The organism is Microbacterium sp. MMO-10 (assembly GCF_037148715.1).
Lineage (GTDB): Bacteria > Actinomycetota > Actinomycetes > Actinomycetales > Microbacteriaceae > Microbacterium.
Genome location: NZ_JBBCSV010000003.1, coordinates 790,543 through 815,748, shown reverse-complemented (window position 1 = coordinate 815,748; position 25,206 = coordinate 790,543). Strand labels below are relative to the sequence as shown.

21 protein-coding genes and 1 pseudogene are annotated in these 25,206 nt (G+C 72.7%); 9 read left to right on the top strand and 13 right to left on the bottom strand.

Annotation, left to right across the window (positions count from 1 at the left end):
- Positions 1–223 precede the first annotated feature (223 nt).
- A complete protein-coding gene (locus tag WFJ17_RS12565) occupies positions 224–1,549 on the top strand; it encodes an amidohydrolase (RefSeq protein ID WP_251438516.1) in 1,326 nt (441 codons plus the stop codon).
- A gap of 262 nt (positions 1,550–1,811) precedes the next feature.
- On the opposite strand, the gene WFJ17_RS12560 is transcribed toward WFJ17_RS12565, so the two are convergent.
- The 10 genes and pseudogenes from WFJ17_RS12560 to WFJ17_RS12520 form a co-directional block, all read right to left on the bottom strand.
- Entirely contained in the window at positions 1,812–2,795 is a 984-nt protein-coding gene (locus tag WFJ17_RS12560) for a methyltransferase family protein (protein WP_251438517.1), read from the bottom strand.
- A gap of 184 nt (positions 2,796–2,979) precedes the next feature.
- Positions 2,980–3,705 carry an alpha/beta fold hydrolase gene (locus tag WFJ17_RS12555; protein WP_251438518.1) on the bottom strand — a complete coding sequence of 242 codons (726 nt, stop codon included), beginning with the start codon at positions 3,703–3,705 and terminating at the stop codon, positions 2,980–2,982.
- A 46-nt stretch (positions 3,706–3,751) separates the two neighbouring features.
- Positions 3,752–4,339 (bottom strand): TetR/AcrR family transcriptional regulator, encoded by a 588-nt coding sequence (locus tag WFJ17_RS12550; protein WP_336648592.1) that lies wholly within the window; start codon positions 4,337–4,339, stop codon positions 3,752–3,754.
- A gap of 68 nt (positions 4,340–4,407) precedes the next feature.
- Entirely contained in the window at positions 4,408–5,241 is an 834-nt protein-coding gene (locus tag WFJ17_RS12545) for an ATP-binding cassette domain-containing protein (protein WP_336648591.1), read from the bottom strand.
- A complete protein-coding gene (locus WFJ17_RS12540) occupies positions 5,238–7,076 on the bottom strand; it encodes a dipeptide/oligopeptide/nickel ABC transporter permease/ATP-binding protein (RefSeq protein WP_336648590.1) in 1,839 nt (612 codons plus the stop codon). Before WFJ17_RS12540 ends, WFJ17_RS12545 begins: the two co-directional genes overlap by 4 nt.
- Entirely contained in the window at positions 7,073–8,014 is a 942-nt protein-coding gene (locus WFJ17_RS12535) for an ABC transporter permease (RefSeq protein WP_251438522.1), read from the bottom strand. Before WFJ17_RS12535 ends, WFJ17_RS12540 begins: the two co-directional genes overlap by 4 nt.
- Before the next feature lie 66 nt (positions 8,015–8,080).
- Positions 8,081–9,619: an ABC transporter substrate-binding protein gene (locus WFJ17_RS12530; RefSeq protein WP_251438523.1), complete on the bottom strand. Its 1,539-nt coding sequence runs from the start codon at positions 9,617–9,619 to the stop codon at positions 8,081–8,083.
- A gap of 235 nt (positions 9,620–9,854) precedes the next feature.
- Positions 9,855–10,964, bottom strand: coding sequence for a hypothetical protein (locus WFJ17_RS12525; protein WP_336648589.1), 1,110 nt, complete (start codon positions 10,962–10,964; stop codon positions 9,855–9,857).
- A gap of 205 nt (positions 10,965–11,169) precedes the next feature.
- A pseudogene (locus WFJ17_RS18710) lies at positions 11,170–12,183 on the bottom strand (sulfatase-like hydrolase/transferase); the annotation flags it as partial.
- 65 nt (positions 12,184–12,248) lie between these two features.
- On the bottom strand, positions 12,249–13,205 hold the full coding sequence (locus WFJ17_RS12520) for an aldo/keto reductase (RefSeq protein WP_251438525.1): 957 nt from the start codon (positions 13,203–13,205) through the stop codon (positions 12,249–12,251).
- A 135-nt stretch (positions 13,206–13,340) separates the two neighbouring features.
- Here WFJ17_RS12520 and WFJ17_RS12515 point away from each other — a divergent pair, with 135 nt between their 5' ends.
- Genes WFJ17_RS12515 through WFJ17_RS12490 form a run of 6 tightly spaced genes read left to right on the top strand, consistent with a single transcriptional unit; the run spans position 13,341 to position 19,449 of the window.
- Positions 13,341–14,060, top strand: a complete 720-nt coding sequence (locus WFJ17_RS12515) for an SDR family NAD(P)-dependent oxidoreductase (protein ID WP_251438526.1) — start codon at positions 13,341–13,343, stop codon at positions 14,058–14,060.
- Between the two features lie 43 nt (positions 14,061–14,103).
- The gene (locus WFJ17_RS12510) at positions 14,104–15,204 is read left to right on the top strand and encodes a zinc-binding dehydrogenase (protein ID WP_336648588.1); all 1,101 of its coding nucleotides are present in this window, start codon (positions 14,104–14,106) and stop codon (positions 15,202–15,204) included.
- Between the two features lie 14 nt (positions 15,205–15,218).
- Entirely contained in the window at positions 15,219–16,202 is a 984-nt protein-coding gene (locus WFJ17_RS12505) for an aldo/keto reductase (RefSeq protein ID WP_251438528.1), read from the top strand.
- Between the two features lie 51 nt (positions 16,203–16,253).
- The gene (locus tag WFJ17_RS12500) at positions 16,254–17,246 is read left to right on the top strand and encodes an alpha/beta hydrolase (protein WP_336648587.1); all 993 of its coding nucleotides are present in this window, start codon (positions 16,254–16,256) and stop codon (positions 17,244–17,246) included.
- A complete protein-coding gene (locus WFJ17_RS12495; protein ID WP_442927985.1) occupies positions 17,246–18,250 on the top strand; it encodes an alpha/beta hydrolase in 1,005 nt (334 codons plus the stop codon). The genes WFJ17_RS12500 and WFJ17_RS12495 overlap by 1 nt, the downstream gene beginning before the upstream one ends.
- Positions 18,247–19,449: a multidrug effflux MFS transporter gene (locus WFJ17_RS12490; protein ID WP_336648585.1), complete on the top strand. Its 1,203-nt coding sequence runs from the start codon at positions 18,247–18,249 to the stop codon at positions 19,447–19,449. Before WFJ17_RS12495 ends, WFJ17_RS12490 begins: the two co-directional genes overlap by 4 nt.
- 126 nt (positions 19,450–19,575) lie before the next feature.
- Here WFJ17_RS12490 and murQ read toward each other — a convergent pair whose 3' ends face one another.
- The 3 genes from murQ to WFJ17_RS12475 are packed head-to-tail and all read right to left on the bottom strand — an operon-like array spanning position 19,576 to position 22,126.
- The gene (murQ, locus tag WFJ17_RS12485) at positions 19,576–20,538 is read right to left on the bottom strand and encodes an N-acetylmuramic acid 6-phosphate etherase (protein WP_336648584.1); all 963 of its coding nucleotides are present in this window, start codon (positions 20,536–20,538) and stop codon (positions 19,576–19,578) included.
- Complete coding sequence (locus tag WFJ17_RS12480) at positions 20,528–21,421, bottom strand: N-acetylglucosamine kinase (protein WP_251438533.1); 894 nt, start codon at positions 21,419–21,421, stop codon at positions 20,528–20,530. The genes murQ and WFJ17_RS12480 overlap by 11 nt, the downstream gene beginning before the upstream one ends.
- A gap of 60 nt (positions 21,422–21,481) precedes the next feature.
- Positions 21,482–22,126 carry a hypothetical protein gene (locus tag WFJ17_RS12475; protein ID WP_251438534.1) on the bottom strand — a complete coding sequence of 215 codons (645 nt, stop codon included), beginning with the start codon at positions 22,124–22,126 and terminating at the stop codon, positions 21,482–21,484.
- 129 nt (positions 22,127–22,255) lie between these two features.
- On the opposite strand from WFJ17_RS12475, the gene WFJ17_RS12470 reads away from it, so the two are divergent.
- Positions 22,256–22,840 carry a TetR/AcrR family transcriptional regulator gene (locus WFJ17_RS12470; protein ID WP_292881745.1) on the top strand — a complete coding sequence of 195 codons (585 nt, stop codon included), beginning with the start codon at positions 22,256–22,258 and terminating at the stop codon, positions 22,838–22,840.
- A gap of 362 nt (positions 22,841–23,202) precedes the next feature.
- A complete protein-coding gene (locus WFJ17_RS12465) occupies positions 23,203–25,203 on the top strand; it encodes a primary-amine oxidase (RefSeq protein WP_336648583.1) in 2,001 nt (666 codons plus the stop codon).
- Positions 25,204–25,206: the final 3 nt, after the last annotated feature.

The window sequence follows — 25,206 nt, the reverse complement described above, 5'->3', positions numbered from 1 at the left end:
TGGGGCGGATCCGCCCTCTCCCAGGGTAGGCGTCGGCACGCCCTCGAACCGGCCGATCCGGCGCGCAAGAACCGCTGTTCTTGACTCCAGGCTGAAGCACGGCCCCGTCCTGCCGAGCCGCGGGCAGGCAAATTGCGCCAGATCCGCCACGACGGAGAGGCAGGACACGCCCCCTCCCGAATCGTCGCGCTCCAGAGAATCGTTCGTCTACACTGGTGGAATAATGAAGAACGCACCGTTCGGCGACGCGGCCGATCTCCTCCTGCACGGCGGCCGGATCCGCACCCTCGACCCGCACGGATCGGTCGTCGACGCGCTCGCGATCCGCTCCGGGCGCGTGGTCGCCGTCGGCGCGGACGCCCGCGCGCTCCCCGCTGCGGCGACCGTCGACCTCGAGGGCCGCACCGCGATCCCCGGCGTGAACGACGCGCACCTGCACGCCGCCTGGCTCGGCGCCCGTTGGCCGCACCTGTTCTTCTCCGACATCCCGGCGCACGAGCAGCCGGCCGGCCGGCTCGTGCACACGGACGCCGATCGCCGCGACGCCCTGCGGAACGCGTGGCGCCTGCTCGCCGAGCTGGGCATCACGAGCTACACCGAACCCGGGATCGGGCCGGGCGAGGACGGGGGCGAGACGGGGTGCTTCGGCACCGCCATGATGGACGCCTACCTCGACCTCCATCGCGCCGGCGCCCAGACGGCCCGCGTCACGCTGCTGCGCCTGTTCGGGGAGCTGGACGGCACGGCCGACCTCGCGGACTTCGAGCGGGGGATCCTCGCGCCGAAGCCCGAGACGGATCCGCACTGGCTCGCCGTCACCGGGGTCAAGATCTTCGCCGACGGGATCCCCCCGATGACGACCGCCTGGGTCAGCGAGCCCTACCCGGACGGCAGCTCGGGCGAGCTGCTGCCGCAGGGCGCCGAGGGGGCGCTGCACGCCTACCGGCGCATGATCGGCCTCGCCGTCGAGCGGGGCGAGCAGGTCGCGGTGCATGCCACCGGCGACCAGTCGATCGAGGAGTTCCTGCGCGTGCTCGAGGCGCACCCGCACGTCGCCGCCGCGCCGCACTACGTCGTGCACGCCGACCTCGCCACCCCCGCGCAGATCGAGCGCATGCGCGCCGTCGGCGCCGGGTTCGCCGTCCAGCCGCTCATCGCCGAGCACACGCGCGCGTGGGCCGGGACGCAGCTGGGGCCCGAGCGCACCGCCGCCGCCTGGCCGCTGCACGCCATGATCGACTCGGGCGCCCTCACCACGATCACGAGCGACGCCCCGATCGCGACGCCGGACTGGCGCATCGGGCTGGACGCCTCGCTCGCTCTCCTCGGCCGCGACGACGCGGCGACCCGGGACGCCCTGCTGCGCCGCATCACGCTGGATCCCGCCCGCCAGGACGGCGCGTCCGCGTGGAAGGGATCGCTCGAGGTGGGCAAGGTCGCCGACCTCACCGTGCTGGACGAGGATCCGGCCGAGCCCGGCCGTCCTGTCGCCGGCATCGGCGTCGCCCGCACGATCGTCGACGGCCGGACGGTGTTCGAGCGGGGCTGATCCGCTGATCGACCTCGGATCGTGGTGCGCCGAATGCACCGGATCCTGCCGAGCACACGGCTACTTCACGCGAACGCGCCGTGCACTCGACACCTTTCCGTGCGCTCGGCGCTCTGAGGCGCTCCGCAGCGGCCCGGACCCGCCCGCGCGACGGGAAAGGGGCGGGCGACGTGTCCGCTCGTCGCCCGCCCCGGATCCGCTCCCGTCCGCAGGATCGGATCCCGATGCGTCGCCCGGCCCCGCAGGGCAGGGCGACGCCGCCTCACACCGCCGTGGCGATGAGCACCCGCGGGCTCGCCGGGAGGGCGATCTTCTCGCGCACGTCCCAGCCCGCGTCGGCCAGCCAGCCGCGCACCTGCGCCTCGGGGTAGACGATCGTGCCGTCGATGACGAGGTACTCCCCCGCGTGCAGCGCGTCGATGCCGCGCTGCTGCGCGTCGTCGTCGAGGAAGAAATCGAGCACGGTCAGGGTGGCGCCCGGCACCGCCGCGGCCCGGAGGTTGCGGAAGATCTGCGCGTTCTCCTCGGCGGAGAAGCGGTGGATCACATGGTTCGCGAGCACGGCGTCGTAGGCGCCCTGGGGCTGCGCGGTCGCCGTGTCGCCGATCTCGACCGTGACGCGGTCGGCCGCGCCGGCCGCCTCGACGGCCTCGGCGATGCCGTCCTCGAACCCGGGGGCGTAGAGGAACGTCGTGCGCAGGCCCGGGTTGCGCCGCATCGCCTCGAGCGCGAAGCCCGCCGACAGGCCGCCGAAGTCCAGCGCGTTCGTCGCGGCGGAGAGGTCGACGAGGCGGCCGAACTCCTGCGCGTGCAGCGCGTTGTACGTCATGACGCCGGCCATGAAGGTGCCCCAGCGCGCGTCGTCCATCTGCAGGTCGCCGGGCTCGGTCGTGTCGACGGTGTGCGCGAACTGCAGCCAGTGCGGGTAGCTGATCTCGCCGAGGAAGGTGAGGAACGGCGCGAGGTCGAGGGCCGAGGCGTCGCCGGCCAGGTACGCGGCGGAGTCCGGCTCGAGGGCGTAGCGGCCGTCGGCGCGGGTCAGCAGCCCCTTGCCCGCCATCGCGTCGGCGAGGATGCGCGCGATGCGCTCGCTCACGCCGGTGCGCTCGGCGATGGCGGGGACCGTGTCGGCGCCGTCCGCGATCGCCGCGAAGAGGCCGATCCGGCTCGCCTCGAAGAGCTGCTTCGAGGCCATGTAGCCGGTCGCGATGTCCAGGATCCGCGCGGCGTCGGGTGTGGTTGTCATGGTGTGCCTTTCTTGTTTCTACAATTGTAGGAAATAGTGGACAGCGGTGTCCACGGGATCTTCGGAAGCCGCGTTTCGTCTCGGGCGGCTCCGCCGTCCTCGCTCAACGACCCCGAACGTGTCGGGGGGCCGCGTTTCGACTCGGGCGGCGTCGGCGGCCCGGTCGACGAGCCTGGAGCCGGGGTCAGTCCTCGGCGAGGAACCCGGCGGCGGCGGCGCGGAACTCCGGGGCGTGCAGGGCCCCGAGGTGGTCGCCCGGGACGCGGACGACCCGGGAGTCCGGCAGCGCCGCCGCGAGCGCGTCGATCCCCTGCGCCATGGGATCCTCGACCCCGCCGAGCAGCAGCACGGGCTGGGCCGGCGCGCCGACGGCGGGATCGAACGGCTCGGCGGCGAGGCCCTCGATGAGGTCGAGCAGCGCCTCCGGACGGTTGCCGGGGAGGGTCGTCATGCCCAGGATCATGCCCGTGATCGGATCCGCCGGCGCCGGTCCCCCCGCGGCTGCGAGGCGGGCCGCGGGCAGGTCGACCATCGTGAACGGCTCCATCGGGCTGAGCCCGCCGAGCGCCACGCGCCGCACCGCGAGCGCGGGGTGCGCGGCGAGCGCCCAGGCCAGCCGCGCCCCCAGGGAGTAGCCGAGGAGGTCGACCTCCTCCCCTGGGGCGACGGCCGCGACGGCCTGCGCGAGCAGGTCGACGACGCCGGTCGTCGGGAGCACGCCGACCGCGGGGCTCTCGCCGTGGGCGGGGAGGTCCACCCGGACGAGGGGCCGACCCGCGAACGCCTCCTCCCAGACCGGCGCGGGCCAGTCCTGCGTCGCCCGCGACGCGAGGCCGTGCAGCAGCACGACCGGGCGGCCGGAGCCCGCGCTCCGGGTGACGGACAGGGTGTTCTCGGGTGCACCGCTCATCGGGCGCCCTCCTCTCGATCGGGGGTGGAGGCCGCCGGCGACGCGGTCAGCGCAGTCGCGCGAGGAACCGGTCGATGTAGGCCTGATAGTCGGGGATGCGATCGCCCTGGGGATACATGAGGTTGATCACCGTCGCGCCCACGGCGACCGAGATGAACTCGTTCGCCATGGCGACGTAGTCCTGGTCCCGGATCGCACCGGCGTCCCGGGCGGCCTCCATGCGCTCCACGAGCATGGCCCTCCAGCGGGCCAGGTGCACCTGGTAGAGCTCGGCGAGGGACTCGTTCGCCATCGCGTACTCCCACAGCGCCAGCAGCACGCGCCCGCTGGCGATCTCCTCGGGCTCGCTGGGGAGCGTCCCGACCAGCATCTGGCGCAGCATCTCCTCCGGACCGACCTCCGCCGAGATCGACGCCTGCAGCCACAGGTCGTGCTCCCGCAGCACGGCCTCGAACGTCGCCGCGACGATGCTCTCCTTGCCCGGGAAGTAGTGCTTCAGCGCCCCGTTCGCGAAGCCCGCCTCGGCGGCGATGCTGCGCATGGTCGCCGCCTCGAACCCGCCCTTGAGGATGATCCCCTTGGCGACCTCGACGATCTCCCGACGACGCTGATCGTGATCGATGATCTTCGGCATGGGTTCCTTCCGACGGGGCGTCCGGCGACGGCGCGCACCGGGGCGCGCAGCTGCGGGATCGCTGCCTGCTACCGTACCGGGGCATCCGCTGCCTCACGCAGCGCCAGCCACTCGGCCCGGCGGATCCGCTGCTTGACGGGGTCGGCGACGGGCGAGGCCAGGCGCAGGCGCTCGGCGTAGGGATGCCGCGGTGCACGGGTGATCTGCTCCCCCGCCCCGGTCTCGACGATCTCCCCGTGGTACATCACGGCGACCCGGTGGCACACCCGGCGCACCACGCCGAGGTCGTGCGAGACGAACAGGTAGGAGACGCCCGTGTCGCGCTGCAGCTCGATGAAGAGGTCGAGGATCGTCGCCTGGGTGGTGAGGTCGAGGGCGCTGACCGGCTCATCGCACACGATCAGGCGCGGCCGGCGCACGAGCGCGCGGGCGATCGCGACGCGCTGGCGCTGCCCGCCGGAGAACTCGCTCGGATAGCGGTCCATCGCGGTCTCGGGCAGGCGCACCCGGTCGAGCATCTCGCGCACCCGCGCCTGCGCCTCGGATCCGCCCAGGCCGCTCGTCAGCAGCGGCTCGGACAGGATGTCGCCGATGGTCATCGCCGGGTTCAGGGATCCGTACGGATCCTGGAACACGACCTGCACGTCGGCCGCGAGCGCGCGGCGCTCCGCGCGGCCGAGCGAGGTGATGTCCCTGCCGTCGAAGCAGATGCTGCCGCCGGTCACGGGCGCGAGGCCGAGGATCGCCTTGCCGAGCGTGGACTTGCCGGATCCGGATTCGCCGACGAGGCCCATGCACTCCCCCGGCGCGACGTCGATCGAGACGCCGTGCAGCGCACGGAACGCCGACCGGCCGTGGCCGTACTCGACGACCAGGTCCTGCACCTCCAGCAGCGCGGTCATGCGCGCACCTCCGTCGTGTTGGTCGTGCCGGCGGTGACGCGGCCGACGGTGCCGAGTCCCGCGCGCCCCTCGGCGTCGAGCTCCGCCCGCCCTGCCGCGTCGTCGAGGGACGCCGCGATGAGCTCCCGCGTGTACGGCTGCTGCGGGTGCGCGAACAGCGGATCCACGTCGCCCTGCTCGACGATCTCGCCGCCGCGCATCACGATCACGCGGTCGCAGATGTCGGCGACGACGCCGAAGTTGTGCGTGACGATGAGCAGCGCCATGCCGTACTCCTGCTGCAGCTCCCGCAGCAGCTCGAGCACCTCGGCCTGCACGGTGACGTCGAGGGCCGTGGTGGGCTCGTCGGCGATGAGGATCGACGGGCGGCCCGAGATCGCGCCGGCGATGAGCACGCGCTGCGCCATGCCGCCCGAGACCTGGTGCGGATAGCTGCGCAGGACACGGTCCGGATCCGCCAGTCCCACCCGCAGCAGCACCTCGCGCGCCCTGGCTTTCGCGTCGGCGGCGCTCATGCCGTGCACGCGGCGCAGCGGCTCGATGAGCTGGTGCCCGATCGTGTACGACGGGTCGAGGTTGCTCATCGGCTCCTGCGGCACGTAGCCGAGCTCGCGGCCGAGGAGCGCCTGGCGCTGCTTCGGCGTCGCCGTCGTGACGTCCTGACCGGCGATGCGGATGGCGTCGGCGGTGCTCGCACCGCTCGCGGGCAGCAGGTCGAGCACGGAGAAGACCGTCTGCGACTTGCCGGATCCGGATTCGCCGACGATCCCGACGACCTCGCCGGGGGCCACGTCGAGGGTCACGCCGTGCACGACCTCGACGACGCCGTTCGGGGTCGCGTGGCTCACGCGCAGGTTCTCCACGCGCAGCGCGGATGCCTCGGCCGCGTGCCGCACGGTTCCGGTCGCCGGCGCGGCCTCGACGGCCGCGTCGGCGCCCTTCGCGCCGCGCTGGCGCAGCCGCGGCGTGCGCACCTGCGCCAGCTCGGCGAGGGTGGATCCCATGATCGCGAGCACCGCGATCGTCAGTCCGAGCGCGACCGAGGGCCACAGCAGCATGAGCGGGTAGGTGAGCATGAGGCGGAAGCCCTCGAGCATCATCGCGCCCCAGCTGGGCACGTTGGAGTCTCCGATGCCGAGGAACTGGAGCCCCGCCTGCATGCCCATCGCCATGCCCGCGGTGAGCGCGGTCTGGATGATGACGGGCGGGTAGACCGCCGTGACGACGTGCCGGGAGATGATCCGCGCATCGGAGAGGCCGGACACCCGGGCCGCATCGATGTAGGGCTCCTCGCGCACGGACATCGTCTGCGACCGCGCGATGCGGAAGTAGCCCGGCACCATGAACACGCCGACCGTGACCATGAGCAGCTCGAAGTTGTTGCGGCTGCCCGCGGCGACCACGAGCAGGATGATCATGCCCGGGATCGACTGCAGCGCGTCGCTGACCCACATCGCGATCCGGTCGAACGGGCCGCGGAAGTAGCCCGCGGCGACGCCCGTGGGGACGCCGATCACGACCGCGGTCACGATCGTGATGAGCGCGCCCCAGATCGTGACGCGCGTCCCGTAGATGAGCCGGCTGAGGATGTCGCGCCCGGTCGAGTCGGCGCCGAGCAGGTGCGCAGCGGACGGCGGCGCCTTGGCGGCCGCGAGGTCGACGAAGTTCGGATCCATCGGCGCGAGCAGCGGGGCTGCGACGCCCACGAGCACGATGAGGACGAAGATCCCGAGCGGGATGTATCCGCCGGGGTGACGGAGGAACCGGCGGAACAGGCCGGAGCGGCGGCGCTGCCTGGCGCGGTCGAACGCGACGCGGATGTCGGTGGTGGTCATGCGACGCGCACCTTCGGGTTGATCCAGCCGAGCACGAGGTCGAGCAGGAGGTTGATGATCACGACGAAGACGATCGACACCACCGTGATGCCGAGGAGCATCGGGATGTCGCCGTTCTGGGAGGACTGGTTGGTCAGCATGCCGATGCCGGGGAGGCTGAAGATCTGCTCCACCACGATCGCGCCGCTGAGCAGGCCGACGAACATGAGGGCGATGACGGTGAGCGCCGCGGGAGACGCGTTGCGCAGGATGTGCAGGTTGACCCGGGCCGGGGAGAGCCCGCGGCTGCGGAGCGTGCGCACCCAGTCCTGACGGCTCTGCGCGATCACGGCGTTGCGCAGCTGCTCCGAGACGGCGACCACGCCGCCGAGCGCGAGCGAGATCGCGGGCAGGGTGAGCGAGCGGATCCAGCCGTCGAAGGACTGCGAGGGCTGGACGTAGCCGACCGCGGGGAACCACTTCAGCTGCACCGCGAACCACATCACGAGCACGAGGCTCACCCAGAAGCCGGGCAGGGCGAACAGGACCACGGACACGCCCTTGAGGATCCGGTCGAACCAGGTCCCCGGGCGCAGGCCCGTGACCATGCCGAAGGCGATCCCGAGGACCGCGGTGATGAGCGTCGCGAAGGTGACCACCGAGAGGGTCACCGGGACCTTGATGGCGAGCTGCGCTCCCACGGGCTGGAAGTTGCGCCAGGAGGATCCGAAGTCGCCGGTGAGCAGGTGCGAGAACCAGTCCCAGAACTGCACGAGCAGCGGACGGTCGATGCCGATCTTCGTCGCCAGCGCGGCCTGCTGCGCGGGGCTCGCGGTGGTGCCGAGGAGCGCGGCGGTCGGATCCTTGATCGCCAGGTGCGCGAGGAAGAACGTCGCGACGGAGACGACCACGAGCAGCACGATGCCGGACAGCAGCCGCTTCGCGGTGAACAGGAGCATGAGGACCTCTCGGGAGTGAGGAGGAGACGGGGGCCGGACCCGGCGACGGGCCCGGCCCCCGGGGCGTCAGCCCTTGGTGATGTAGCGCAGCGTCGGGAACATCATGCCGATGACGGGCTGCACCTTGATGCCGGACACCGAGTAGTAGGTGTTGTCCGCCTGGTACCAGACCGACCACCAGGCCTGGTCGACCAGGGCCTTGTTCAGGTCCTTGATCGCCTTCGTCTGGTCGCTCCCCTTGGTGTCCTGGACCTTCTGCACGAGCGGTGCGAGGACCGCGTTGCTCGCGTAGTCGGGTGCCGGGTTGAACCACTGCTTGGACGTGACCTGCCGGGCGACCGTCGCCACCTCGTTGCCGTCCATCGCGAGGAAGGAGATGAACATCGGGTAGTTCGGCGCGTTCAGCTGGTAGTCGGGCATCTGCATGTTGTCCCAGGTGACCTTGACGCCGATCGCGGTCAGCGCCTGGTCCGCGGCGGGCTTCCACTGCTCGAACACCGGCGACATCGGCATGGAGATGTCGAAACCGTTCGGGTAGCCGGCCTCGGTGAGGAGCTGCTTCGCCTTGTCCACGTTGTACGCGTACTGCTTGTTGAGCGACGGGTCGTTGACCGAGCCGCCGTCGGGGAAGACCTGGTTCGTCGCGACGCCGGCGCCGCTGCCGACGGCCTTGAGGATCGCCGCGCCGTCGAAGGCGTAGTTCAGCGCCTGGCGGACCTTGAGCTCACCGAGCGCCTTGTTCTTCGCGCCGGTGTGATCGGTGATGACGAGCCCCGCCCAGCCGGAGACCCGGGAGACCGTGTTCCAGCCCTGCTGCTGGGCCGCGTCCTTGTTCGTGATGTCGCCGTACTGCACGTTGATCTGACCGCTGAGCATGGCGTTCTGGCGGGCGGTGGCGTCCATGATCGGGAAGATCGCGAGGTTCTTGAACGTGTACGCCTTCGCGTCCCAGTAGCCCGGGACCTTCGTGAAGTGGTACTCGGATCCGGCGACGCTCGTCGCGCTGTCCAGCGTGTAGGGGCCGGAGCCGACCGGCTGCTTGCCGAGCGTGCCCGCGGCGATCGCCTTCGGCGACATCACGTAGCTGCGGCCGAGTCCCATGAAGTACAGGATGGTGTCGTCGCGCTGCGTGAGGTTGATCTTGACCGTGTGGTCGTCCACCGCCTCGAAGGACGACACGTTCGTGTAGGCCTCGCCGGAGCGCGCGCCCGCCTTGAGGTAGTCGAGGCTCTTGACGACGGCGTCGGCGTCGACCGGGGTGCCGTCGCTGAACTTCCCGCCCTGGTGCAGGGTCAGGGTGATGCTGAGGTCGTCGGAGGCGACCTCCCACTTCTCCGCGAGGGCGGGAACCGGCTTGCCGTCCTTGTCGAGGGCGATCAGGGCGTCGTAGACCGCGGACAGGTACGGCCCGTCGAAGCCGATGTCGGCCAGGGCCGGATCCCAGGACGTGACGTCCAGGAAGTTGCCGATGTTGAGGTCGTCGGGGGCGTTCGCCGCGGCGGCTGCGTCGCTCGCCTGCGTCGTGGCGCCTCCGCCGCCGGAGCAGCTGGTGAGGGCGAGGACCGCGGCCACGGCCGCGGCGATCGCGAGGGGCACTCGTTTCATGGTTCCTTCTCTCGGTGCGGGTTGAGGTGAAGAAGGGTTCGAAGCACCTTCGGCCGCGCTCCGGGGAGCCTTGCCGACGTCACTCCGATGTGTCGTTGCGTTTAGTCTACATGTGTGGAAAAAGAACGCAAGCAGTTCTTCCCCCGGGACGGACCGGATCCATGACCCTGCGCGAATCGCCCTTGTCCGAGCGCGCAGAGCTGTCGCCCGCGGCTCGGACGAGGGCGGCGCACGCTCAATCCGCGACCCGCGCGACCTGGCGGTCGATCTCGCGCAGTTCCGTGACGTCGTGGGCCGATCTCGCACCCGGCAGGTAGCGGACGACCAGCGCCGGTCCGTCGAACCGATAACTGCGATGCCTCTCGTAGAGCTCCCAGTCGACGGGTCCGCCGTAGTCGTATCCCACGCTGATCCCCGTGAACGGCGCCATTCCCAGCAGCATCGGCACGGAGGGGATCCGCACGCCCGCGGCGCCGTCGACCTCGAGCTCGACGCTCCAGCGCAGGTCGTCCTGCTCCGCCATCCTCAGCACCAGGCGATGCGCACCGGGGGCGAGCGCCGCGCCCCGGGCGCGATGCATGCGCCCGTACGCGTTGTAGGACACGAGAGGGGCGCCCCCGTCGATCGCGACGAGATAGCCGCCGCCCTGATCGCCGTGCGCCACGAGCACGCCGGCGGAGTCCGCCGTGGTGACGACGTCGATCCGCACCTCGAAGGACCTCAGCACGGTGAGGGCCGCCGAACGGTAGCGCTCCAGCGGAGGCCGGTAGGGCACGAGGGCGACGGGATCGCCCAGCGGACGCTCGGTCGCGGGCCGGATCCGGTGCAGGGATCCGTCGTCGTCGAGCGGGAAGACCCCGTTCGCCCAGGCCTCCTCGCGCCAGCGCCCGGCGAGCCGCGTGGTGCGCTCCTCCTGCTCCGCCGCGACGTCGCGCGTCTCGGTCGGATCCTCCGCGAGACGGTAGAGCTCCCAGACGCCGCCCGCCGCCCCCTGCTCCCGGGTCGGCGGCGTCGTGGAGACCGCCTTCCAGCCGTCCTCGATCAGCGCGCGACTGCCGAAGCACTCGAAGTACTGGTCCTGCCGTCCCGGCGCCTGCGGGTCGCCCAGCACGTCGACGACGCTGCGGCCGTCGCTCGGCACGGCCTCCTTCCCGTGCCGCCGGTCCAGCCGCGGCGTCCCGGTCAGCTCGAGGATCGTCGGGGCGAGGTCCGAGACGAAGACGAACTGGTCGCGCAGCCCCGCCGGCATCTCCTCGGGCGCGGCAGGCCAGGAGACGATGAGCGGAGCGTGCACCCCTCCCTCGTACAGCGAGCCCTTGAACGAGCGGAACGGCGTGTTCGACACGCGCGCCCAGCCGGGCGGGGTAATGCGCGAACAGACGCGGGCCGCCGATCAGGTCGACCTCGCGCGGCTCGTCGGGCACCCAGCCCTCCGGATCCGGTCCCATCCTGCCGAACTGGGCGAAGTAGCTGCGGGTTCCGCGCGGACCGCCCTCGGCGGTGCCGCCGTTGTCGCTCGCGACCACGATGATGGTGTTGTCGCGCTCCCCCCGCTCCTCGAGGTGGGCGATCAGCCGGCCCACGCTCTGATCGACCTCGTCCACGGCCGCGGCGTAGACCTCCATGTAGCGTGCGAACAGCTCCCGCTCCGCGTCGTCGAGGTCGTCCCAGGACGGGATGCGCCCCTCGTCCGCGAGCGCGCCCTGCGGCAGCGCCGCGTCGCCTCCGACGATGCCGCGCTCGCGCTGGCGGGCGAACCGCTCCTCGCGCAGCGCGTTCCACCCGGCCTCGTAGCGGCCGCGGTACTTCGCGATGTCGGCCTCCTTCGCCTGGATCGGCCCGTGCACGGCCGTGTGCGCGAAGTAGAGGAAGAACGGCTTGGCCGCGTCGTTCGTGCGCAGGTCGTCGATCATGCCGATGGCGCGGTCGGTGAGGTCGTCCGTGAGGAAGTACCCGTCCGGGAACTCCGGCACGTCGACGACCGAGTTGTCCTGGACGAGGCGGTGCGGGTGGTGCAGCGAGGTGAAGCCGTCCATCGAGCCGAAGTAGCGGTCGAAGCCGCGCTGCAGCGGCCACGACGACCGGTCCGCGCCGTCGTGCAGGCGGGAGTCGACGGTGAGGTGCCATTTGCCGACCATGAAGGTCGCGTATCCGCCGGCGCGCAGCGATTCCGCGAGCGTCGGCGCGTCCTCGGGCAGCGTGCACGAGAACCCCGGATAGCCCGGGTCGGTGTGCGCGACGAGGCCGAACCCCGCCCGGTGCGGGTTCAGCCCGGTCAGCAGGGCCGCGCGGGCGGGCGAGCACAGCGGCGCCGTGCGGTAGTTCGTGAAGGTCCACCCCTCCTCGGCCAGCCGATCGATGTGCGGGGTGTCGATCTCCCCGCCGAACGGTCCCAGGTCGCTGAAGCCGAGATCGTCGACGAGGACCACGATCACGTTCGGGGCCCCCGGCGCCGCGCTCGGCTGCGGCGGCCACCACGGCTCCGACTCCGAGGTGAACTCCCCCACCCGGCCGCCGAAGCCGCGGTAGCCGGCGGACGGCGTCGTCTCGTCCTGAAGATCCATACTGCGTGCTCCTCGTCCCTCTGTCCCGTTCTCGTCCCGACGCCGCGCGGCCTCCGCCACGTCGCTCACCAGGCCCCGTCGTCGCGGACGACGACGTCCGCCTGCAGACCGGCCAGCGCCTCGCGCACCTCGCCTCCGCGCTCGGCGACGAGCGCGAGGGCCGCGTGGTTCTGCTCGAGCTGCGCGATCCGGGAGGCGCCGAACAGCACGTTCGCCGCCGCCGGATGGGTGAGGCAGAACGCGATGCCGAGGGCCGCGGGGGTGACCCCGAAGCCGTCGGCGATGCGGGCGACCTCAGGGTACAGCGCGAGGATGCGCTCGCGAATGCCGCCCACGTCGGCGCCGATCTTGCGCTGCGGCACGAGGCCGGTGGCGAGGATCCCGCCCTCGAACACGTCCGAGGCCTGCAGCGCGAGCGTCCCGTCCGCGAAGAGCGGGCCGTAGGCGGCCCCCTCCGCCATGGCGCGCCGGGCGATGCCGTACTTGAGCTGGGCGAACGAGGGTCCGACGAGACCCGTGTCGGCCGCCACGGCCAGGGCGGCCCGCGTGTGCCCGATCCGCCAGTTGTTGATGCCCCACCCGCCCACGAGACCCTCGGCGATGAGCGCGTTGACGTCGGCCACGATCCGCGCGACGTCGGGCTCGTCCAGGTAGTCGCCGACCACGAGCGTGTCGAAGCGGTCGAGCCCCGCGCGCTCCAGGCTCTCGACGAGCTGGGCGCGGAACGACTGGTTCGGCCAGTCCCACAGCCAGAGCTTGCCGCACAGCACGATCGTGCTCCGATCGATCCCGCTCTCGCGCAGGGCCTGGCCGAAGAGGATGTCGGTGCGGGAGTTCTCGGCGTGCGGACCCATGTTGTAGTACGCGACGTCGAAGAACCCGGCCTCGAGCTCGACGGCGCGGCGGATCATGGCCGCGGCGTCGTCGGGATCCATCCGGTCCCAGGTGTTCCAGGATCCCAGCGCGAGCGGGGGGACGACGAGCCCGCCGAGGGCGCGGTGAGGAAGTGTCGACGCTGACATGTGTGCTCCTTGCTGTGAGGGCGTTTCGTCTCGGGCGGCTGCGCCGTCCTCGCTCAACGACCGGGGAGGAACCCGGGTTGCGTTTTTCTATGCTTGTAGAATATAACGGAGATGCCCCGTCAGAGAGGACGTGAGATGACCATCTCCCCCCGCCGCATTCTCGTCACCGGAGGAGCCTCCGGGCTCGGCCGCGGCATCGCCGCCGCCTTCCGAGAGGCCGGAGACGAGGTGATCATCGGCGACGTGAACGCCGAGGCCGCAGCCGCCGTGGCCGCAGAGCTCGGCGCCACGGCGATCGCGCTCGACATCGCCGACCCCGCCTCCGTCGCCGCGGCCGGCGCCGCGCTCGGCGGCATCGACGTGCTCGTCAACAACGCCGGCGTCGTGCTCGGCGGCGGCACCCAGCAGCAGGTCCCGCTCGAGGTCTTCGACGCGGCCGTGGCCGTGAACATCCGCGGCACGTTCCTCATGCTCCGCGAGTTCGCCCCGCGCCTGCCCGACGGCGGCGCGATCGTGAACACCTCGTCGATCGGCGGGCGCCAGCCCACGCCGGGCATGGGCCACTACGAGATGACCAAGGCCGCCGTCGACGCGATGACCCGCACCGCCGCGATCGAGCTCGCAGGACGCCGGATCCGCGTGAACGCCGTCGCGCCCGGACCGATCCTCACCCCGCTCACCGCCGGCTTCGCGACCGACCCCGAGGCGCGCGCCGCCTGGGAGGCGCGGATCCCGCTCGGCACGATCGCGGAGGTCGAGCAGGTCGCCCCGCTCGTCGTCTTCCTCGCCGGCCCCGCCGCGAGCCACATCACCGGCGTCTCCGTCCCCGTCGACGGCGGCCAGCTGCTCGTCTGACCGCCCCGCCCCCGGCGAACGCCCCGATCCCGGAAGGATCCGCATGACCATCCCCACCACGACCCGCGCAGCCGTGCTCACCGAGCACGGTCAGCCGCTCACCCTGCAGGATCTGCCCCTCCCCGCCGAGGTCCCGCCCGGCGCCGCCCTCGTGCGGATCGCGGTGTCGACCCTGTGCGGCACCGACATCGAGATCTGGGAAGGCAGGATGACCTTCCCCGGCATGCTGCCGATGGTCCTCGGCCACGAGATGGTCGGCGAGATCGTCGCCCTCGGCGAGGGCACCGTGGATGCGCTCGGCCGGCCGCTGCACGTCGGCGACCGGATCGGCTGGTCGGAGTCGACCTGCGGCGAGTGCTACGGATGCGTCGTGCTGCGCGAGCCCGTGCACTGCTCCCGCCGCGGCTACGGCTTCCTGCAGCGCTCGGACGTGCCGCCGTTCGCGACCGCCGGACTCAGCGAGTACGCCTACGTCACCCCGGGGGCGGCGAAGCTGCTGCTGCCCGATGCGGTGAAGGACACGTGGGCGTCGATGGCCGGCTGCGCGGCGAAGACCGTGCTGCGCGCCTTCGAGCGCGGCGGGCGGATCCGCCCCGGATCCACGGTCGTCGTGCAGGGCTCCGGAGCCCTCGGCATCTTCGCCACCGCGGTGGCGAAGATCGCCGGCGCCGGACGCGTGATCACGGTCGGCGCCCCGGCCGCACGGCTGGAGCTCGCCGCGCGCTTCGGCGCGGACGCGGTCGTCGACTTCCGCGAGGGCCCCGTCGTCGCCCAGGTGATGGAGCTCACGGACGGCCACGGCGCGGACCACGTGTTCGACTTCGCCGGCGCACCGAGCGTGGGACCGGACGCCGTCGGCATGGCCGCCGCGCGCGGCACCGTCGTGATCGTCGGGTCCACCGGTCCCGTGGGGGACGCCTTCCCCGTGAGCGCCCTCATGGGCAAGGAGCTGACCATGGTCGGCTCGCTCAACGGCGACATCGCCGACTACGCCCGCTCGATCGACTTCTTCCAGGCCTTCGCCGACCGGTACCCGTGGGACGCGCTGTTCAGCGCCCCCGTGGGGCTCGCCCAGGCCTCCGAGAAGATCGCGAACATGCACCACCTCGATGAGGTCAAGGCCGTCATCGACCCCCGGCTGTGAAGGAGACCGCGACCATGAACGCAGAGACCACGACACCGCATCGACCGGAGATGGCTCGGCGCGAGATCGGCACGAGCGGTATCCGCGCGTCGCTGTTCTCGCTCGGCTCCTGGCACACCTACGACCGCATGGACTTCGGCGACGCCACCGCCATGCTCCGCGAGGCCGTCGACCGCGGCGTGAACCTCTTCGACGTCGGCGTGTACACGGGGCCCGGCATGCCGCCCGCCTTCACCGACGTCATCTTCAGCGCGATGGTGCGGGCGGCGGGCCTGCGACGCGACGAATGGCTGCTCTCGTCGAAGCTGTGGCTGGAGGCGTTCGGCGCGGACGGCTTCCGCCCCCAGCTCGAGAACGCCCTGTTCCGCGTCGGGGCCGAGCACGCGGATCTGGTGATCCTCGGCGACCTGCGCCGGGACGACCTGGAGCTGGGCGACCTCGTGCTCGATCTCGCCCGGCTCACCGACGAGGGCCTGATCCGCGCCTGGGGCGTGAACAACTGGTCGGCCGGATCTATCCAGCGGCTCATCGACATCGCGACCGCCGAGGGCGTCCCCGGCCCGCAGATCGCCCAGCTGAAGTACAGCGTCTCGCGCCGCTCCATCCCCGACGGGGCGCCGTTCGCCCGCCTCTGGGAGCAGGGGCTGACGCTGCAGGCCTCGGACTGCCTGGAGGGCGGCGTGCTCGCCGGCAAGGTGAACGGCGACCGGCAGATCGGGCGGGATCCGGGCGACATCCGGCAGCGCATCATCGACGACGTGCCCGCCTTCACGGCGCTCGCGGAGTCGCTCGACGCGACCCCGGCGCAGCTGGGCATCGCGTTCACCCTCACGCACCCCGCCCTCGTCACGACCCTCTTCGGCGCGTCGAGCATCGCGCAGCTGCGCGCGAACCTCGATGCCGCCGCCCTCGTCGATCGCGTCGGCGCCGCCGAGCTGCGCCGCCTCGTCGAGCCGTTCTGGGCCGATCGCGACATCGTCGACCCCGAAGGCCCCTGACGTCGCCCTGCTCGGCCAGAACCTTCCGCACAACCTGAAAGGCATCCCCGCATGACCGTCACCGCCGCCGGCTACCCGACCGTGACCCCCGTCCCGTTCGACCCCGAGGTGCAGATCGTGCTCGACGCGATCGCGCAGAACCCGCAGCCCGCGCTCACCCGGGACACGCTCCCCCGCGAGGGCACGGACGCGATGTTCCCCGACAACGACACGGTGATCGCCGGGCGCGCGATCGACTGGGAGGACCGCGTGATCCCCGGTCCGGCGGGAGCGCCCGGCATCGAGGTCACGATCTTCCGTCCGCGCGGCACGGCCGGATCCGCCCGTCCCGGGTTCGTCAACATCCACGGCGGCGGACAGATCGTCGGGCACCGCAGCTGGGAGACCGGCCGCGTGGTCGACATCGTCGAGGAGCACGGCGTGGTCGCGGTCAACGTCGAGTACCGGCTCGCGCCGGAGCACCCCTCCCCGGCCGGGCTCGAGGACTGTTACGCGGCGCTGCTCTGGCTGCACGACCACGCCGCCGAGCTCGGCGTCGACGCCGACCGGATCATCGTCGGCGGCGGCAGCGCGGGCGGCTGCCTCGCCGCCGGGGTGGCGCTGCTCGCCCGGGACCGGCAGGGACCCGCGCTGGCCGGCCAGCTGCTGCTCTGCCCCATGCTCGACAACACGAACACCACGGTGTCGAGCCTGCAGTACGACGGCATCGGCACGTGGCAGCGGGAGGCGAACCTGCTCGCCTGGTCGTGCCTGCTCGGCGACGACCTGGCGTTCAGCCCCGATGCCTCGGGCTACGCCGCGCCGGCCCATGCCGCCGACCTCTCGCGCCTCGCCCCGGCGTTCATCGAGGTCGGCGAGGCCGAGATGTTCCGCGACGAGGACACCCAGTACGCTCTGCGGATCTGGGCCACGGGCGGACAGGCCGAGCTGCACGTCTGGGGCGGCGGCGCGCACGGCTTCGACATGTACATGCCCGATGCCGAGATCTCCCGGGCGGCGCTGGCCGCGCGGGCCAGCTGGCTGCGCCGGATCTGGGGCGCATGATGGCCGCGAACGAGACCGCGATCGGATCCGTCGCGCCCGTGCCCTACGACCCCGAGCTCGTCGACGGGCTCGCGGCGTTCCTCGACCTCGTCGAGATCATCCCGCTGCGCGCCGACACGATCCTCGCCAACCGCGCGCACTTCGCGACGATCATCCCCCCGATGGCGGCGCAGGCCGAGGGCAGGGCCGTGACCTTCGAGGACCGCACGATCCCCGGTCCCGCCGGCGCCCCCGCCGTCGAGATCACGATCGTGCGCCCCACGGCCGCCGCTGCGGATCCGGCCCCCGCGGTGCTGTCGATCCACGGCGGCGGCATGGTGCTCGGCACCCGCTTCTTCGGCACGCCCGAGCTCATCGACCTCGCCGAGCGGCACGGCGTGGTGGGCGTGGCGGTGGAGTACCGCCTCGCCCCGGAGCACCCCGGTCCCGCCCAGGCGGAGGACTGCTACGCGGCGCTCCTGTGGATGGCCGCGCACTCCGACGAGCTCGGGATCGACCCCGAGCGCATCATCGCCTCGGGGCAGAGCGCGGGCGGCGGCCTCTCCGCCGCGGTGGCCCTCCTCGCGCGCGACCGCCAGGGCCCGCGGCTCGCCGGCCAGCTGCTCGGCTGCCCGATGCTCGACGACCGCAACGAGACCGTGTCCGCGCGGCAGTACGACGGCATCGGCGCCTGGGACCGCAACAACAACGACACCGCCTGGACCGCGATCGCGGGCGACGACCGTTTCACCGACCGGGTGTCGCCGTACACGGCGCCGGCCCGCGCGACCGACCTCGCGGACCTCCCCCCGGCGTACATCGAGGTGGGGGCCGCGGAGACGTTCCGCGACGAGGCCGTCGACTACGCGTCCCGGATCTGGGCCACCGGCGGACAGGCCGAACTGCACGTCTGGGCCGGCGGATACCACGGCTTCCACGGCTTCTCCCCCGACGCCGTGGTCTCGGTCGCCGCGAACGCCGCGCGGGAGAGCTGGCTGCGCCGCGTGCTGCGGCTCGACGGATGAGCGGTGTGCAGGCGCGCCCGCGCATGAGCACGCTGCGGGCGATGCTCGTGCTCGGCATGCTGGAGGCGTTCGGCCCGCTGTCGATGGATCTGTACCTGCCGCAGCTGCCCCAGCTCTCCGCCGCGCTCGGCACGAGCGACGCCCTCGCCCAGGCCACGATGTCGGCATGCATGATCGGGCTCGGGCTCGGCCAGCTCGCCGCCGGGCCGCTCAGCGACCGGTTCGGGCGCCGTCGTCCGCTCCTCGTGGGCGTCGCGGCCTTCGCGGTGCTTTCGCTGATGTGCGCGCTCGCCCCGAACATCGAGGTGCTGCTCGTCGCGCGGTTCCTCCAGGGGCTGGCCGGATCCGCGGGCATCGTCATCTGCCTCGCGATCGCCCGCGACCAGTTCGACGGCGCCGAGCTCAGCCGCATGCTGTCCCTGCTGTTCCTCGTCTCCGGATCCGCTCCGGTGATCGCGCCCGTGGTCGGCGGCCAGCTGGCCAGGATCATGGACTGGCGGGGCATCTTCGGCGTGCTCGCGGCCATCGGGGTGGCCCTGCTGCTCGTGGTCGTGTTCGCCCTGCCGGAGACCCTGGACCGCGCCGACCGCCATCCGGGAGGGCTCCACACGCTGCGATCGCACACGGGCGCCGTGCTCAGGGACCGGTTGTTCGTCGCCGTGCTGTGCGCCGGGGCAGGCGGCGGCGTCGCCTTCTTCACCTACCTGTCGCTGTCGTCGTTCGTGCTCCAGGACGAGTTCGGCCTGGATCCGCAGGGCTTCAGCCTCGCCTTCGCGCTGGGGGCGCTCGCGAACATCGCCGGCACCCAGCTCAGCCGGCTGATCGTGCGGCGCTCGAGCCCGCTGCGCGTCTACCTGGCCGGGACCACGACGACGGCGATCGCGACCGTCGTGCTCGCCGTCGTCGCCCTGCTCGGCATCGGGGTGTGGGGCTTCGCCGCAGCGCTCGTGGGGTTCATGCTGTGCGTCGGGCTCGGCGGGCCGAACTCGTCGACGCTGGCGCTCGCGCACCACGGCGCCCGGGCCGGCACCGCGTCCGCCCTGCTCGGGATGTCGACGTTCCTCGTCGGCCCGCTGCTGTCGCCGCTCGCCGTGATGGCCGGCGGGGCGAACGCGGTCACGATGGGCGTGACGATGGCCTCGGCCGCCCTCGTCGCAGCCGCCATCGCCTGGTTCGCCGTACGCCCGGCCGCCGGCTGAGCCGCGCGCACCGGCGCTGCTCCGCACTGCTCCCGTCGCAGAAGTCGTCGCTCTCCGTCATCCGGAACGACATCTTCTGCGACGGGAGCGGATCCGGCCGCGCCACGCACCGGTCGCGGGGCGGCCTCAGGACAGCGCGGCGATCGCGTCGCGGAGCACTCCACCGGCGCCGGCGAGCGCCGGGGCCGCGGCCTCGGCGGAGGCGCCGGTGAAGAGCATGAGCAGGGCGAGCTTGACCGATCCGCCCGCCTCGGCGAGCGCACGCACGGCGTCGCCCTGGGCGGCGCCGGTGAGCTGGATGAGCGTGCGCACCGACCGCGCGCGGAGCTTCTCGTTCGTCGCCTGCAGATCGACCATGACGCCGCGATAGGTCTTGCCGAGGCGGATCATCGACAGGGTCGAGAGCATGTTCACGACGAGCTTCTGCGCCGTGCCGGCCTTGAGCCGGGTGGATCCGGTCACGAACTCCGGCCCGACGACGACCTCGATCGGCACATCGGCGGCGGCGCCGATGGCGGATCCGGCGTTGGCGGCGATCGCGACGGTCAGCGCGCCGACCTCGCGCGCATAGGCGAGTCCGCCGAGCACATAGGGGGTGCGCCCCGAGGCGGAGATCCCGACGACCGTGTCGTTCTCGCCCAGTCCGAGCGCGCGCAGCGACTCGGCGGCGGCGCGGTCGTCGTCCTCCGCGTCCTCCACGGCGCTGCGGATCGCGCCCTCCCCGCCGGCGATGAGGCCGACGACCATGCCCGGATCCGTGCCGAAGGTGGGCGGGCACTCCGAGGCGTCGAGGACCCCGACCCGCCCTGCGGTGCCCGCGCCGATGTACACCAGGCGACCCCCGCGGCGGAAGCGCTCGGTGATGCCGTCGACGGCCTCGGCGATATGCTCCGCCTGCGCGGCGACCGCCTCCGGAACGCGCCGGTCCTCGGCGTTCATCGCGCGCACGAGCTCGGGCGTCGGCAGCAGGTCCAGGTCGCCCCGCGCGGTGTCGGCCTGCTCGGTCGACAGATGGGACAGTTCGCCGATCAGCGCGGCGAGACGCGCGTCGTCGTTCGGGTTCTCTCCCGGCTTGCTCTCATCCGACACGGTGCACGAACCTTTCGTGAAGAGGGGCGCGCCCCTCGGCGATCATAGCGGCGCCGTCCAGCGCATCGCCTCGGGCGGGAAGGGTCTCGAGTCCGCGCGCGCCGAGGGCCGACGTCACCGCGGCACGGAAGCCGTCGTGCGAGGTCAGCCCGCCGTGCAGGGCGACCACGGAGGATCCCCCGGACGCGGCGAGCGCGGTCTCGGTCAGCAGGCGGGCTGCCTCGTCGCGGATCGCCTGCGCGGCGGCGTCGCCCTGATCGGCGGCGTCGAGCACCGCCGGGGCGAAGGTGGCCAGCAGCCGGGCCGGTGCGGCGGCCCCGCCCACCCAGGCGATCGGGGAGGCGCCGTCTCCGATGAGCAGGGTCAGCACATCGGTCAGCACGGTCGCCGGCCCCAGCCCGTCGCGGGCGCGGAGCACGGCACGTACGCCCTCGCGGCCGAGCCAGGATCCGCTGCCGAGGTCGCCCAGGTCGGGACCCCAGCCGTCCACCATGCGGTGCGCGTCCGCGGTGATGCCCAGGGCGACGGCGCCCGTGCCGGCGATGAGCAGCACGCCCGCCTCGCCGTCGAGCGCGCCGGCGTGCGCGGTGACCACGTCGGAGGTGACGGCGCACGGGGCGCCGCGGTCATCCGCGAGCGCGCCGGCGAGGGCCTCGGCCTCCGCGATCGCGTACATCGCGCCGGCCGCGCCGACGCCGATCCGCTCCGGACGCGCATCGGCCAGCAGCGGCAGGATCGATGCCAAGGCGAGGGCGACGCCGTCGCGCGCGGCGAGTCCGGGGGCTCCCCCGCCTTCGCGGTGCGTCCGGGTGCCGTCGATCGAGAGCCGGGCCCGGCACTTCGATTTGCCGAGGTCGATCGCGGCGGTGCCGGAAAAGGTCATGCACCAGAATGTACGGGATCCGAACGATACCCGGAAAGCCCGACCGGCGCGCCCCGCCGATCAGGGCGCCAGGACCATCACCGCCATCACGACGAGCGAGACCGCCATCGCCGCACCCTCCGCCTCGAGCAGGATCCGCCCACGCGGCACTCCGCGGAGCCGCACCAGGGCGCTCCCCACCGCGACGCCCTCCGAGGCGGCGCTTCCCGAGACGGGGCTCCCCGCGAGGGGGCTCCCGACGTCGCCACGGTGGCGCACCCGGGCGAGGACCATCAGTCCCAGCAGCGCCGCGACGCCGATCGCCGCCGCCACGGACATCGGCACGACCGCGCCGTGCCCCGCATGGCCGAAGCCGGCGGGTGCGGGATCCGGCGCCCCGGATCGCGCACCGAGCATCGCGAGCGCGCACACCGCCATCACGACGCAGCCGAGCGCGCGGTGGAAGCAGGCGTCGGCGTGCGGGCGTCCGCGCGTGCCGACGACGCCGAGCATGGCCGATGCGATCCCCGCGACCGCGATCAGCAGGAGAACACGGGCGTCGCCCTCGCCGGCGCAGAGGGCGATCATCCCGAGCGCCATCACCACCGCGCTCTGCCGCGCCTGCCAGGGCACCGCGCGGGGCATCACGCCGCCCGCCGCGAGACAGCAGGCGGCGGCCGTGATCGCGGATCCGATCATCAGCAGCAACACCGCCGCATGGAGCATGCCCACAGTGTTCTTGATCGCTCGCTCAAAAACAATACCCCGGGGAGGAACCGTATCGTCGCGCACGACTCGGCCCCGCGCGGGAGCGGATCCGCCGCACCCCGCCCCGGACTGGGCCAGGATGGACGCATGCCCAGAGTCGTCGACCACGACGCGCGCCGGCGCGACATCGCCGCTGCGCTCCTCGCCGTCGCCGCGCGGGACGGCCACGACGGGGTGAGCTCCCGCGCCGTTGCGCGCGAGCTGGGCGTCGCCGTCGGATCCCTGTGGCACTACTTCGACGGCTTCGACGACGTGATCCGCGCCGCGGCCGCCGAGGTCACCCGCCGCACCGAGGACCGGATCCGCGCCGCGACCGAGGGCCTGCGCGGGCTCGCGCGACTGGACGCGATCATGCGCGAGGTGCTGCCGGTCGACGCGGTGACCCGCACCGAGGCGCACGTCGTCGTGGGGTTCTGGGGACGCCTCGCCTCGCTCGCCCCCGCCGCGGACGCCTCGATGGCGACCATCCCGCTCTGGCGCACCGAGACCGCCGAGGCGCTCGAGGAGGCGGTCGCCGACGGCGAGCTGCGCAGGGACACCCCGCTCGACGACGTGCTCGCGCTCCTCCGTGCGATCACCTACGGGCAGCAGATCGTCGAGGTCGCCGAGCCGGCCGACCCCGCCGCGCACCTGCGCGTGCTCGCGGCGATCCTGTCCCCCTGGCGCGCCTGACCCCGGCGCCCCGGCCGGCGACCGGCGACCGGCGCCCCCGGCCGGTGACGGCGACGCGACCGGTGACCGCGACTCAGGCTGGCACTCCCTCCGCCCCGAGCCAGACGTGGCGCTCGCACAATTCAGGCCAGGCGTCCGCCCGTACGCGCCCCTCCCGCGACATCTCGGCACTGCGCCGCAGCCTCGGCAGACTCCAGCCTGAGTTGTGCGAGCCGCGCCATCGAGCACAGCCGACAGCCCACGCCCGAGCACAGGGAGCGCCGCCCCGCGGATCCGGCCATTGCGCCCGCACCCTCGCGCGGCCTATCATCGACCCAACCCGTTTCTTGAGCAGTCGCTCAACTAAACCGCAGAGGTCGACGATGTCCCACCACGCCCCGCAGCCGATCACGCTCGACGCCATCCCGACGCCGCACCCGCTGGATCCCCTCACGGGGCCCGAGATCGCCGCCGCCCGCGCGATCCTCGTGTCCGCGGGCCTGCTCGGCGACACGGTGCGCGTGCCCATGCTGCTGCCGGACGAGCCGACGCGGGCCGAGCTCGCCGCCTGGGGTCCCGGCGCCCCGATCGACCGCCGCGTCGACGCCACCCTGCTCGACACGGCGACCGGGGTCGCGACCGAGGTCGTGGTCTCGATCACGCGCGGCGAGGTGCTGCGCGCCGACCGCGTGCCCAACGACGCCCCGCCGTACGGCCAGCCCCAGTACCTGTTCGAGGAGTACGAGCGCGCCGAGGCCATCGCCAAGGCCTCCCCCGAGTGGCGCGCCGCGATGGAGCGCCGCGGGCTCGCCGAGCACATCGACCTCGCCTTCTGCGGCCCCCTCGCCCCGGGCTACACCGGCCGCGCCGACGAGGTCGGGCGGCGCGTGATCCGCTCGCTCACGTTCCTGCGCTACGACGAGCTCGACTCCCCCTGGGCGCATCCGGTCGAGGGGCTCATCGTGCACATCGACCTCACGGCGAACAGCGTGATCCGCGTCGAGGACGTCGGCGACGTCCCCGTGCCCGCCGGCCACGGCAACTACTACCCCGAGGTGCAGGGCGAGGCCCGCAGCTCGCTCAAGCCGATCGAGATCGTCCAGCCGGAGGGGCCGAGCTTCTCCGTGACCGGATCCCTCGTGGAGTGGGAGAACTGGTCGATGCGGGTGAGCTTCAACGCCCGCGAGGGCCTCGTGCTGCACGACGTGACCTTCGACGGGCGCCCGGTGCTGAACCGCGCAAGCGTGCCCGAGATGGTCGTCCCCTACGGCGACACCGCACCGGGGCGCTTCTGGATCAGCTACTTCGACGCCGGCGAGTACCTGCTCGGCAAGAACGCGAACCACCTAGAGCTCGGCTGCGACTGTCTGGGCGTCATCCGCTACCTGGACGGCTACGTCGCCGACGACCGGGGCCACCCGGTCCGGATCCCCAACGTCGTCTGCATGCACGAGGAGGACACCGGGATCCTCTGGAAGCACACGAACCTCGAGGGCCGCTCGGACGTGCGCCGCGCGCGCCGCTTCGTCGTCTCCTACTTCTCCACGATCGGCAACTACGACTACGGGTTCTACTGGAACTTCGGCCTGGACGGCACGATCGAGGTCGTGGCGAAGGCCACGGGCATCGTGTTCGTGGGCGCCGGCGAGCCGGGCGTCCCGCAGCGTCATGCCACCGAGCTCGCCCCCGGCGTGTTCGCGCCCGTGCACCAGCACCTCTTCTCCGCGCGACTGGACGTCGCGATCGACGGCAACGACAACCGCCTCCTCGAGGTCGACGCGCAGCGCGTGCCGATGGGGCCGGAGAACCCGTTCGGCAACGCCTTCAGCTGGACCGAGACGGTCCTCGGATCCGAGTCCGCCGCGCAGCGCGACGCCGACACCTCCGTGGCCCGGGTCTGGGAGGTCCAGAGCGCCTCGCACACCAACGCCGTGGGGCGCGCGACCGCCTACCAGCTCGTGCCGCAGCCCACCGCGCTGCTCATGGCGGATCCGGCCTCCTCCGTCGCCGCGCGCGCCGCGTTCGCGACCAGGCACCTCTGGGCCACCGCCTACCGCGAGGGGGAGATCTGGCCGGCCGGCCGCTACCCGAACGCGCACCAGGGCGGTGCGGGCCTGCCCGCGTACTCCGCGGACGACGCCCCGCTGGACGGCCCGGACGGCGCCGACCTCGTGCTCTGGCACACCTTCGGGCTCACGCACTTCCCCCGCCCGGAGGACTGGCCGATCATGCCGGTCGACACCGCCGGCTTCGCGTTCCGCCCCTACGGGTTCCTCGACCAGAACCCCGGCATGGACGTGCCCGAGTCGTCGCAGGCGCACGCCGCGGCCGGATCCGGATCCGCCTGCTGCGGCGGCGGCGAGGCCTGCACCTGCGGGCACTGAGCC

Excerpts from the sequence above, each read along its gene's own strand:
- WFJ17_RS12565 (WP_251438516.1), top strand. The coding sequence starts at position 224 with ATGAAGAACGCACCGTTCGGCGACGCGGCCGATCTCCTCCTGCACGGC.
- WFJ17_RS12560 (WP_251438517.1), bottom strand. The coding sequence starts at position 2,795 with ATGACAACCACACCCGACGCCGCGCGGATCCTGGACATCGCGACCGGC.
- WFJ17_RS12555 (WP_251438518.1), bottom strand. The coding sequence starts at position 3,705 with ATGAGCGGTGCACCCGAGAACACCCTGTCCGTCACCCGGAGCGCGGGC.
- WFJ17_RS12550 (WP_336648592.1), bottom strand. The coding sequence starts at position 4,339 with ATGCCGAAGATCATCGATCACGATCAGCGTCGTCGGGAGATCGTCGAG.
- WFJ17_RS12545 (WP_336648591.1), bottom strand. The coding sequence starts at position 5,241 with ATGACCGCGCTGCTGGAGGTGCAGGACCTGGTCGTCGAGTACGGCCAC.
- WFJ17_RS12540 (WP_336648590.1), bottom strand. The coding sequence starts at position 7,076 with ATGACCACCACCGACATCCGCGTCGCGTTCGACCGCGCCAGGCAGCGC.
- WFJ17_RS12535 (WP_251438522.1), bottom strand. The coding sequence starts at position 8,014 with ATGCTCCTGTTCACCGCGAAGCGGCTGCTGTCCGGCATCGTGCTGCTC.
- WFJ17_RS12530 (WP_251438523.1), bottom strand. The coding sequence starts at position 9,619 with ATGAAACGAGTGCCCCTCGCGATCGCCGCGGCCGTGGCCGCGGTCCTC.
- WFJ17_RS12520 (WP_251438525.1), bottom strand. The coding sequence starts at position 13,205 with ATGTCAGCGTCGACACTTCCTCACCGCGCCCTCGGCGGGCTCGTCGTC.
- WFJ17_RS12515 (WP_251438526.1), top strand. The coding sequence starts at position 13,341 with ATGACCATCTCCCCCCGCCGCATTCTCGTCACCGGAGGAGCCTCCGGG.
- WFJ17_RS12510 (WP_336648588.1), top strand. The coding sequence starts at position 14,104 with ATGACCATCCCCACCACGACCCGCGCAGCCGTGCTCACCGAGCACGGT.
- WFJ17_RS12505 (WP_251438528.1), top strand. The coding sequence starts at position 15,219 with ATGAACGCAGAGACCACGACACCGCATCGACCGGAGATGGCTCGGCGC.
- WFJ17_RS12500 (WP_336648587.1), top strand. The coding sequence starts at position 16,254 with ATGACCGTCACCGCCGCCGGCTACCCGACCGTGACCCCCGTCCCGTTC.
- WFJ17_RS12495 (WP_442927985.1), top strand. The coding sequence starts at position 17,246 with ATGGCCGCGAACGAGACCGCGATCGGATCCGTCGCGCCCGTGCCCTAC.
- WFJ17_RS12490 (WP_336648585.1), top strand. The coding sequence starts at position 18,247 with ATGAGCGGTGTGCAGGCGCGCCCGCGCATGAGCACGCTGCGGGCGATG.
- WFJ17_RS12480 (WP_251438533.1), bottom strand. The coding sequence starts at position 21,421 with ATGACCTTTTCCGGCACCGCCGCGATCGACCTCGGCAAATCGAAGTGC.
- WFJ17_RS12475 (WP_251438534.1), bottom strand. The coding sequence starts at position 22,126 with ATGCTCCATGCGGCGGTGTTGCTGCTGATGATCGGATCCGCGATCACG.
- WFJ17_RS12470 (WP_292881745.1), top strand. The coding sequence starts at position 22,256 with ATGCCCAGAGTCGTCGACCACGACGCGCGCCGGCGCGACATCGCCGCT.
- WFJ17_RS12465 (WP_336648583.1), top strand. The coding sequence starts at position 23,203 with ATGTCCCACCACGCCCCGCAGCCGATCACGCTCGACGCCATCCCGACG.